The sequence below is a fragment of the Deltaproteobacteria bacterium genome, assembly GCA_028818775.1.
In the GTDB taxonomy this organism is placed as follows: Bacteria; Desulfobacterota; Binatia; order UBA9968; family JAJDTQ01; genus JAJDTQ01.
In genome coordinates this window covers 1,726-4,633 of sequence record JAPPNE010000119.1, presented here as the reverse complement: position 1 = coordinate 4,633, position 2,908 = coordinate 1,726, and the positions used below count along the sequence as shown (strand labels likewise).

General features: G+C 71.8%; 4 protein-coding genes. 2 read left to right on the top strand and 2 right to left on the bottom strand.

The window, feature by feature from the left end; genetic code table 11:
• Positions 1-216: 216 nt before the first annotated feature.
• Complete coding sequence (locus tag OXU42_13380) at positions 217-585, bottom strand: hypothetical protein (protein ID MDE0030380.1); 369 nt, start codon at positions 583-585, stop codon at positions 217-219.
• 331 nt (positions 586-916) lie between these two features.
• Between OXU42_13380 and OXU42_13375 the strand changes: the two genes are divergently transcribed.
• Together OXU42_13375 and OXU42_13370 are read left to right on the top strand one after the other, a co-directional pair.
• On the top strand, positions 917-1,744 hold the full coding sequence (locus tag OXU42_13375; GenBank protein ID MDE0030379.1) for a hypothetical protein: 828 nt from the start codon (positions 917-919) through the stop codon (positions 1,742-1,744).
• A gap of 87 nt (positions 1,745-1,831) precedes the next feature.
• Positions 1,832-2,236: a hypothetical protein gene (locus tag OXU42_13370; protein MDE0030378.1), complete on the top strand. Its 405-nt coding sequence runs from the start codon at positions 1,832-1,834 to the stop codon at positions 2,234-2,236.
• 47 nt (positions 2,237-2,283) lie between these two features.
• Here OXU42_13370 and OXU42_13365 read toward each other — a convergent pair.
• Positions 2,284-2,908, bottom strand: a 625-nt coding sequence (locus tag OXU42_13365; GenBank protein MDE0030377.1) for a LysR substrate-binding domain-containing protein, incomplete at its 5' end; no start/stop codon positions are given.

Here is a 2,908-nt window from a genome sequence, read left to right as displayed (position 1 = left end):
TCTCCCCGCAGCGCCGGCATACCTTGAGGCCGGGCTCGGGCGGACACTTGCCACAACGCGAGCACGTGCCCCGCGCGATTCGATCGGCATGCCGCCGACGCTGGCGCTTGCGTGTTCGCTCCTCGCTGCTGGACATGGCAACCTCGAAGACGTGGGTGTAGCCGAGGGTCGGGCGGCCGGCCGCGCCTGCGGTGACGCCCCCGCCCAGGCTGCCGGTCAGCAGCGCCACTTGCCGCGCAGCGCGATGCCGGCAGCCGAGCTGCCGAAAAGTTGCATGCCTGCGTCGCGGCTGACGTCGGTGGCGACGATAATCTCGTTGGCTACAGGTCGCAGGCGACGGACAGCGGGGCACGACATGGTCGTGCGCCGTCGGCGTCGCCTTGCGCCCTCCTTCTCGTCATTGAGCGGGCGGATCTCGCCCGAGGCCGCAGTCTCGTACCTCTCGACCACGTAGCGGCCCTGCTCCTGGAGGCCGCCGCCGAAGAAATGCACCAGGTAGGTGCTGGCAGCGCGCTGGATCGTCTTCGCCGTTCTCATCTTCAACTCCCCCTGGCTTGCGCTCGCGAGCGGCAGGCGCAGGCTCACCCAGGCCGCCCGCCCCGCCGCCCGTCACGGCCGGCCTCTCCCTCGCGGCGGCGTGCCGGGCGAAGACGCCCATGGCACGCGCGATCGGCGAGCGTGAAGATGCGCTTGGTGCTGTGTGCGGTCCCGCTGCCAATGCTGACCGCGAGCGGAGAAGGGGCGACTGCGGGAGACAATTGCTCGGCGGCTCGGGAGGCGCAGTTGGTGATCGTATGGTCCGGGTCGTCGCCTGGGAGCGGACACGGCGGCGGCGAGAGACAGGCCGGCGGATGCCGGTTCTGCCGGGCATGGGTAAGATGGAGAGATGTCCGGGCGGCGAGCTGCCGGTCGGGCGATGGCTGAGAGCCAGCCCGACCTCTTCGACGAGCGGGGCCTGAGCGATACGGGCCGCGTCACCGCGTCCGCCGCACCGGAGGCACCTGCTGACGCTGCCGGCCTTTCGGACGCAGCGCTGATCGCGCGGCTGCCGCAGGCGTCGATGGCAACGGCGGAAGCGCTGTGTTCGGAGATCGCGTCGCGCGGGCTGTCGGCGGCGGTTCCGGCGCTGGAGCGGCTGTGGCGGCGCTTCGCCGGTTTCGGCATTCGTGTGCCGCTGGTGGAACAGCGCGCGGTGCTGAGCACGCTGGCGCGGCTGGAAGGCGCGCGCGCCCGCTCGGCACTCAAGGGGATCGTGCTGTCGAAGGGCCTGCCAGCATCGCTTCTGCCCCTGGCCATGCAGGCGGCGGCGGAGGCGGCGCTGTCCCTGCCCGCCGGATTCGTCGGCCCGCTGCTCGATCACAAGGACGCGTCGGTGCGGGCGGCAGCTTTTGCACTGGCGCCGAGGGCGGCAGTCCCGGTCGAGCTTCTTCGCGAGGGGCTGAGCGATCCGTCGTCCCCGGTGCGGCGTCTGGCGGCGATCGCCCTGGGCATCGCCGGGGACGCGGCTGCCGTGGCCCCCCTTGTAGCCGAGCTTGAGCGCGCGCCGTCGGCGGAGGTGATCGAGGCACTGACGATGATCGGGGACGAGGATGCGATCGTTCATCTCGGCCGCTTCGCCGGGAACCATCGCGCGCTCGCGGGGACCGTCCTCGACGCCCTGCGCGACATGGACAGTGAGAGGGCGCAGCGGCTCGTTCGTCACCTGGAGGCGGGCGGCCCGGATTCGGAGGGCGGCGGAGCATGAGGAGGTCTGCCGGATCGGGAGCGATGGCCAGCGGCGCGGCAGATTCGTGCTCGGCGTGGCCGGCCCGGCCTTGCCGGAGAGGCTGGAATGGCGGACGCGGGCGATAGTGCCGGCTCGGGTGCCCCACCCTCCGATGGGAAGATGCGCTATGCGCTGCCGTCGAACCTGCCGGCCTCTTTGCGTCATCTCGACGATGCCCAGCTCGACGGGCTGCTGCGCGCGGCGGTCGAAGAGGCACGCCGTCGGGGATGGCCGCTCGGCGGAGAACAGGTCCCGCCGCCGGCTTCCCGGGCGCAGAAGCCGTCGGGTCCGGCACCTGCGGCCGACGGCAAGTCGAAGCGTCGGCCACTGCCGCTCGCGCCGGGACAGGCGAGGCTCGTCCGCGCCGCGTTCGAGGCGGGCGTCAAGCCTGCGGCCATCGCACGGCAATTGCGTCTGCCCCGCGCGCAGGTGGAACAGGTCCTCGGCCGGGCCAGGCGGAGAAAGTCTTGACCGCCGCTTGCGCCGCTCGACGGCTGTGGCGCGGCGTAGCGGCCGCGCTACGAGCCTCCACCGAAACAGGTCAGGCACCTTCGCGCCAGGGGCCTGTTCCGGCCCCTCGGCGTGAGCGCGGCATGGAAGCGCCGGCTGGTCTCGACGAAGCCGCCCGAGAGCGCCGCCAGAAGCCCGCTCTCCACGTACCGCCAGACCAGATGCCGCCAGCCGAGCACCACACCGCGGCCGGCGAGGGCAGCGTCCAAGGCATGCGTGTAGCTGTCATGCGGCACGTACCGGGGTTCGGAGGCGGGACGGCCGGCAGCCGCGAACCACGTCTCCCACGAAGCCCGATGCTCCTCCGAACCCGTGGTGCAGAGAAAGGTCAGTCCGCCCCAGCCTGTGACCGGCCCGGCCAGGACCTCTGCGTGAAGGGCGGCATAGCCCGGCGAGCAGAAAGCCCCGACCGCCTCGGCAGCAATCACCGTGCAGTCCTCCGGTGCGGCGAATCCTGCGTCCCAGGTCAGGAGCACGTCCGCCTCGGTCTTCGGCGGCATGGTTGCGCTACCGTCGGCGTGGGCGAGAACTCGGATCGCGGTTCCAGGACCCAGCGCCTCCCGCAGCGCCTCGATCCCGGGCGTCACGAAGAGGTGCGATACCTCCTCGGAGCACGCGACAACCACCTCCGAC